At 62.3% G+C, this 6,876-nt stretch carries 7 protein-coding genes; 5 read left to right on the forward strand and 2 right to left on the reverse strand.

Features of this window, described 5'->3' with window-relative positions:
• Positions 1 to 227, forward strand: a 227-nt coding sequence (locus tag ACE1EY_RS09345; protein WP_370300038.1) for a succinate dehydrogenase assembly factor 2, incomplete at its 5' end; no start/stop codon positions are given.
• 1 nt (position 228) lies between these two features.
• Here the strand turns inward: ACE1EY_RS09345 and ACE1EY_RS09350 are convergent.
• The gene (locus ACE1EY_RS09350) at positions 229 to 1,548 is read right to left on the reverse strand and encodes an alpha/beta fold hydrolase (RefSeq protein ID WP_373928067.1); all 1,320 of its coding nucleotides are present in this window, start codon (positions 1,546 to 1,548) and stop codon (positions 229 to 231) included.
• Positions 1,549 to 2,371: 823 nt separating this feature from the next.
• Positions 2,372 to 3,973 (reverse strand): L-aspartate oxidase, encoded by a 1,602-nt coding sequence (nadB, locus tag ACE1EY_RS09355; RefSeq protein ID WP_370300040.1) that lies wholly within the window; start codon positions 3,971 to 3,973, stop codon positions 2,372 to 2,374.
• Between the two features lie 168 nt (positions 3,974 to 4,141).
• Between nadB and rpoE the strand changes: the two genes are divergently transcribed.
• The 4 genes from rpoE to ACE1EY_RS09375 form a co-directional block, all read left to right on the forward strand.
• On the forward strand, positions 4,142 to 4,714 hold the full coding sequence (gene rpoE, locus ACE1EY_RS09360) for an RNA polymerase sigma factor RpoE (RefSeq protein ID WP_291514077.1): 573 nt from the start codon (positions 4,142 to 4,144) through the stop codon (positions 4,712 to 4,714).
• A gap of 45 nt (positions 4,715 to 4,759) precedes the next feature.
• Complete coding sequence (locus tag ACE1EY_RS09365; protein ID WP_291514078.1) at positions 4,760 to 5,428, forward strand: sigma-E factor negative regulatory protein; 669 nt, start codon at positions 4,760 to 4,762, stop codon at positions 5,426 to 5,428.
• Between the two features lie 7 nt (positions 5,429 to 5,435).
• On the forward strand, positions 5,436 to 6,401 hold the full coding sequence (locus ACE1EY_RS09370) for a MucB/RseB C-terminal domain-containing protein (RefSeq protein ID WP_291514079.1): 966 nt from the start codon (positions 5,436 to 5,438) through the stop codon (positions 6,399 to 6,401).
• Positions 6,402 to 6,403: 2 nt separating this feature from the next.
• Positions 6,404 to 6,876, forward strand: a 473-nt coding sequence (locus ACE1EY_RS09375) for a SoxR reducing system RseC family protein (protein WP_370300041.1), incomplete at its 3' end; no start/stop codon positions are given.

Below are 6,876 nucleotides of genomic sequence, written 5' to 3' on the forward strand. Positions count from 1 at the left end.
GCCGGCTGAAATGGCTTTGCCGGCGCGGCATGAAAGAGCATGACGTGCTGTTCGAGCGCTTTCTCGTCCGCGAATACGATCGGCTTGATCGCGATGGTCAGGCGGCCTTCATCCGCCTGGCCGAACTGGACGATCCGGACGTCAACGCGATCTTTCTCGGGCGTGTTGACGCTCCGGACGCTCAGATCCGCGCCGTGGTTGATCGAATGGTCGCGCTGAAGGACTGAACTACGGTGGGGTGACGAACTCGCGTATGGCTTCAACAAAGCGCTGAGACGCCGGTTCCCGACCCAGCAGCAGATGGTTGTCGCTTTCCAGGCCGAGGAATTCCGCCCCTGAAATTGTCGAAGCCAGATCGCGTCCGGTCTCGGCCGGAATCCGTTGATCGCCGAGCGAGTGAATCACCAGGGTCGGGACGCGAAGCTCGGCCAGCCGATCACGAACATCAATATCGCCGAATGCGGAAAGAAACCGCACCGCGTTCTCCGGCGATGTCGTCGCGCGTTGAAATTCGTTAAACCAGTTCAACTCCTCTGCTGTGGCGCTGGGCATGAATGTCGACGAAAAGATCTGTCGGTATGCAGGGTTTGCACTGCCCCATCCTGTCGCCGTCAGGGTCATGATGGCCTCGCGCTCTCGGACCACTTCGTCGCTAGCGTCAATACGCCATCCGGCAGGGTAGCCGCCGAAGAGGATTAATTTCGACACGCGTTGTGGATGTCGAACGGCATACTCGATCGATACGGCCGCGCCTTGCGATATCCCCAGCAGGGCGAATGAGTCCAAGCCCACCGTATCGACGACCGTTTCCAGGTCGGTCACAAACGCATCAAAGCTCAGATCGTCAACAGACCAGTCGGATAGCCCATTGCCGCGCTCGTCATAGCGTACGAACCGATGGTCATGGGCCAATTGTCGGAACAACGGGCTCCAGATTGGTGCGTTCCAGTCGAGTTCAAGATGGCTGAGCCAGTTGGCGGCCTTCACGATCGGTGGGCCGTCGCCGACTGTCGCGTAGGCAATGCGCGCCCCGTCGGATGCCGAACAGAACTGTATCTTTTGCCGCGTCAGGTATTGACGTGGCGTCGGATGATCGGGTGTTGGGTGATCTTGCGTGGCGCTCCGACCAGGCATCTGGCTTGACCAGGCGACGCCGGCCTGTTGGAAACGCTGGCTCAGAATGCGTTCTTGATCAGCGGCTGACGCGGCGTCACCGAACTGCTGATGGCGACCAAGCAGCAGGGTAGCCGCCTCCGGGTTGAATGGTTCCTGATCACTCCAGGCTTGCGCGGCGGCGAGCGCATGATCGGGAGGCAGGTCTTTGTGTAAGGCCAAGCGACGTAATGCGGTGCCGAGCAGACGTTCAACATGCACGCGCTCCGCAACTAACCATTCCTGAAACTGCGCCTGATCTGGCAGGTCGATGCCATCAAGCAACGGGCCTTTGAGTGTGTGGGTGATGGCGTCGAGTTCGCTGGGCGACAGCGTGGCGCAATCTAACGCATTCATGTGGGTGTGCAGATCCACCTGAAGCCGGTCGTGCTGCAATGTGACGCGCTCGCGGTCTGCGATGAGGCGCTCATCGTCGGATGCATTCACCAAAGGGCGCAGTTTGGTCAACGACCAGCGCAGCGCGCTCCGGGGATCGTCAGGCAACCTCCATAGCAGTTCGCAAAGCCGCTCCCGCCGATGGGGCCGTCCGGTTAGCGCCAGGTAGCCCAGCAGCGCGCGCGTGCGTTTGGACGCAGGCAGTGCAACCGGGACGCCGTCATGGAGTACCTGAAGTTCGCCTAGCGTGCAGATGTCTATCCGTGTCATCGAACTGCGCAATCCGTCGCATGAACCAGCTCATTCCAACGGAGCCGACAACGGTCGCTCAAACGCTGAGGCCCAACACTGGTTCGCAAGGCATTGGATGAATGCCGAACGGACGCCAAAGCGACTGGCGCCACCAAGGAAGAGAGGATCATGTGTATGGAGACCAGCAAAGTCTATCCCCCCCGCCACCTGCAAGACGGGCGGTCATCGCGAGAGAACCGGCGCAGAGACATGCCGAATATGTCGGCTCGCGCAGCGCGTCGGCCTCTTCGCGCGGAGCGGCGACGCCCCCATGGCGCAGCACCCGGCATCGCAAACCAGCCGTTCGCGGCGCGATGCAGTCAACACCTGGAACAGGTTTGTCGCGTGTTGGCGGGCATCCTGATCGCGGTGGCCTACATTGAATGCCTCCGCAGTGTCGGAGGCGCGGGATAGGGGCGCCCCGTCGTGGCGGCAACGTCCAACCGGCGCTTGCTTGCGATGCTGCTTTAAGCGGGGGCGCGAGCCTGGCTGAGGGGAGGACGCTTGTTGCAGCGTGTCCGGGCTGGCTGCACTAGGCCGCGTCGCGAATTCTGACGCGATCGGGCGTGAGGACGGTGTCCTTGGCCACGGCTTCCGTGTCCGGAAAATCGCGGATGAAATGCAGTCCGCGGCTTTCGTGGCGTGAAGCCGCGGAGTGGACGATCAGCTCCGAAACCGTCAGCAGGTGGCGCAGTTCGATCAGGTCCGGCGTGACGTGGAAGTTGCCGTAGTACTCCTGGACCTCGTCGCTCAGCAGCTGAACGCGGTGTTGCGCACGCTCCAGGCGCTTGGTGGTGCGCACGATGCCGACGTAGTCCCACATGCAGCGGCGCAGTTCCTGCCAGTTATGGCTGACCACGACTTCCTCGTCGGAATCTCTGACTTGACTGGCATCCCAGGGCAACAGATTGCCGGGGGTTGGCCATTGCTGGATGCGTGAGGCCAGATCCTCGGCCGCTGCAGTCCCGAACACCAGGCATTCGAGCAGCGAATTGCTGGCCATGCGGTTGGCGCCATGCAGGCCCGTTGATGCGGTTTCGCCGACTGCGTACAGCCCAGCCAGATCAGTGCGGCCGTTCAGATCGGTGAGTACGCCGCCGCAGGTGTAGTGAGCGGCCGGGACGACCGGCAGGGCTCGCTGGGTCGGGTCCAAGCGCAGTTCCAGGCAGCGGGCGTGGATGGTCGGGAAGTGTTGCCGCAAGAAGTCGGGTTCCAGTTCGGTCGTGTCCAGCAACACGTGGTCCAGGCCGAGCCGTTTCATTTCGTGATCGATGGCGCGGGCGACGATGTCTCGGGGGGCAAGTTCCGCGCGTTCGTCAAACTCAGGCAAGAAACGCGTGCCATCCGGGCGGAGGAGCAGGGCGCCTTCACCGCGTAATGCCTCGGTGATCAGAAAATTGCGCGCCTCGGGATGGAACAGGCAGGTCGGGTGGAACTGCATGAACTCCATGTTGGCAATACGGCATCCAGCCCGCCACGCCATGGCAATGCCATCACCGGTGGCGCCATGCGGATTGCTGGAATAGAGGTAGACCATGCTCGCGCCGCCGGTCGCCAGTACCGTGGCCTTGGCGGGGTAGGTGTCGACCGTTCCGGACCGGATGTTCAGCAAGTAGGCGCCGACGATGCGGTCCTTGGCGCGGATCAGGTCCACTGCCATGTGGTGCGCCAAGAGCTGAATGTTCGGATGGGCACGGGCCAGCTGCATCAGCGTTTTTTCCACGGCACGCCCGGTGGCGTCGTCGGCGTGAATGATCCGCCGATGGCTGTGACCGCCTTCGCGTGTGAGGTGATAGGCGAACCCGTCTTCCGTATCAGAGGGCGTGAAGCGCACACCCTTGTCGATCAACCAGTGCACGGCATCGGCACCCCGTTCCACCGTGAACTGCACCGCGGCGCGATTGCACAAGCCAGCGCCGGCCGCGAGCGTGTCGGCCACGTGGGCGTCGATCGAGTCGCCTTCATCAAGCACTGCGGAGATCCCGCCCTGGGCGTACAGCGTGCTCCCCTCTGAGATCCGGCCCTTGGAAACGACTAGCGAACTGATGCCGCGATCGGCCAGGCGCAGGGCCGTGACCAGGCCAGCGGCTCCGCTGCCTAGGATCAGGACATCGAACGGGGTGGGCCTGGGCATGACGTGTGACTCGGCAGACTGATAAACTCTTGCGATTCGCGCGGTTATCGGCCGCGCATCCCTTGAACTATATCGGAACCGGGTTCAGTAAGCGTTGGGTCGGTACCGTGTGCAGCGCGCATACGGCACCGGAGTTTGCGCTTATCCACCCCCTCTACGAACACCCGAATGGGCGAAGACGTAACAGACGATATTCTCGTAGCACGCGCCCAGGCCGGGAACTCCGCTGCCTTTGACATGCTGGTCCGTCGTTACCAGCACAAGGTGGTGCAGCTCGTCTCACGCTATGTGTCGGATGCCGACGCGTCAGATGTGGCCCAGGAGTCCTTTATCAAGGCCTATCGCGCGCTGCGGAACTTCCAGGGCAAAAGCGCGTTCTATACGTGGCTGTACCGAATTGCGGTCAACACCGCGAAGAACCATCTCGTCGCCCGCAGCCGCCGTCCCGCTTCACAAGACATTGATGTCGCCGATGCGGAACAATATGGGCACACCGAGCATCTAAGCGACGTGTCCACACCGGAGGGGGTGGCACTAACCGATGAAATTCGGGACACGGTGGCAGCCGCAATGGACGATTTGCCGCCCGATCTGAAGACAGCCATCGTGCTGCGCGAATTGGAGGGAATGAGCTATGAAGAGATCGCACAGGCCATGGAATGCCCTGTGGGTACGGTTCGCTCTCGTATCTTCCGCGCCCGCGCAGCCATTGATGAACGTGTACGACCCCTGCTCGATTAGGGCATCAGGCCCTTTAAGTACCCTTGGGTGGAGCCAATCGCCGCTATGACTAACGAAACGCTTTCTGCTTGCATCGATGGGGCCTGTGAAGACATGGCCGAAGCCCTTCGGTCTGTCGAGGCCTCTGACGAGTCGCGCCAGACCTGGTCGCGATACCACCTGATCGGCGATGCGATGCGGGCACGGTCCGGCGCCACTTTCGCTGATGCTGGTTTTGCCAGCCGCGTAATGGCCGCAATTGAGAACGACGAGATGGCGCCAGCGCCGTCCAACGTCACGTCAATCGAGGTGGCGCGCGGCAAGCGTCAATGGTTGTCGCGTCGGACGACCGGCTGGGCGGTCGCTGCCTCAGTCGCTGTGGCGTCATTGGCCACGGTGTCCGTCATGATGTTGCCCGGCGCTGATGACGAGCCCGTACTGGTCGCGCGTGATGTGCCGTCGACGACGACGCTGCCCCTGCAGGAGCGTGGTATCCAGCCAGCGGTTCAGACCACAGGCGTCGCGCCCCGTGGTCCGGTGGCGCAACCGACGCAGGCTGCCGCCACCGTGCGCTGGTCTCAAATGGAGCCCGATGCCGCACAGCAACTCAATGGCTACCTGATCAATCACAGCCGCTACCGCGCGGGACCGGGTGTTGGCGGGACTTTGGGCTACGCACGGGTTGCCAGCGTCAACGGTGAGCCCGTCGAGGCCAGCACCGCCTCTGCAGACTGAGTACCGCATGCTGCAACGCTTGACTATCGCGGTTGCAGTGCTTGCGACCTCGGCTCCTCTCTGGGCTGCTGACCGGACTCCGCAGGAGTGGTTGGCGGAAATGTCCGACGCCGTTCGCACTCAAAACTATGAGGGTGTCGTTGTTTATCGCACCGGCGAGCAACTGGAAACCATGCGAGTTGTGCATCGGTTTTCCGAAGGTCAGGAAGACGAACGCCTGATCTCCTTGACCGGCGATGCCCGCGAAATCGTGCGTCGCGACGGCGAGGTGCGCTGCCTGCTGCCGCGGGAACGGGCCGTGATGGTGGATGAACGCGGTCAGAGCGCGCTGCTCCCCAAGGTGTCCACGGTTGGACTGGAAACCTTAGGGTCGCACTACGAGTTCTCGCCGGGCGTCGTCAATCGCGTCGCCGACCGGGCCTGTCAGGTGGTCGGTCTCAAGCCTCGTGATGAATTCCGTTTCGGCTACCAGCTTTGCATCGATGTTCAGACCGGCGTGCCTTTGCGTATCGCCTTGGTTAACGGCGACGGTGATTCCCTGGAGCAATTCCTGTTCACAGCTGTGACCTATCCGGACAGCATCCCGGATCAAGCATTTGTCCCCGCGATCGATACCACGGGTTTTCGCGAAATTCGGCATCGGGGCGAAGCCAGTTCAGCCGAGTCAGCGAAGGGGCAATGGGAAGTCACAGAGTTGCCGCCTGGTTTCAAGCTGGTCGGCCAAAGCACGCGATTGTTTCCTGGTGCCGCCAAGCCCGTGAGCCATCTGTTGCTCACGGACGGACTGGCGACGGTGTCTGTCTTTGCGGCAGAGAACAAGTTGCCGACCAAGGTCTTTCGCGGCGTCTCCAGCATTGGCGCCGTGCATGCCTACGGTCGCATGGTGGGTGACTATCACGTCGCCGTTGTCGGCGAGGTGCCGGCGCAAACCGTCGAACAGATCGGCGATCATCTGACTCGAATCCAACCCTGACCGTGATCGAGGAACGCGCAGTCGTCGTTGAATCCAGCGACCAGGGCGTGCTCGTGACCACGCCCACGCGTGCAGGCTGTGCGCGATGCGCAGAGGGCCGTGGTTGCGGCGGCGGCGTACTGGGCCGCTTAACTGAGCGGCGCTCGCAACCGGTGGTCATGGCGACCAACGCAAGTGGCGGCGGCCTAGCCGCTGGCGATGCGGTCATTGTGGGTCTGAAAGACGAAGCGCTCGTCAGTGCCTCGTTGTCCGTTTACGTGGCACCGCTGGTGCTGATGCTGGTGACAGCGGTGACTGCCCATTGGCTGTTTGCTGCTTCCGAACCGCTGGTCGTCGCTGCGGGCATCTGCGGGTTGCTGGGCGGATTTGGTTGGGTGGCCCGCCGAGCCAGGCAGCCAGGCTGGGCGGAACGGGATCAACCCGTTGTGTTGCGGCGCGCAAACGGCGAGACTGCGGAATTATGCGACACAGAACC

This window comes from Abyssibacter sp., from assembly GCF_964229365.1.
GTDB lineage: Bacteria > Pseudomonadota > Gammaproteobacteria > Nevskiales > OUC007 > Abyssibacter.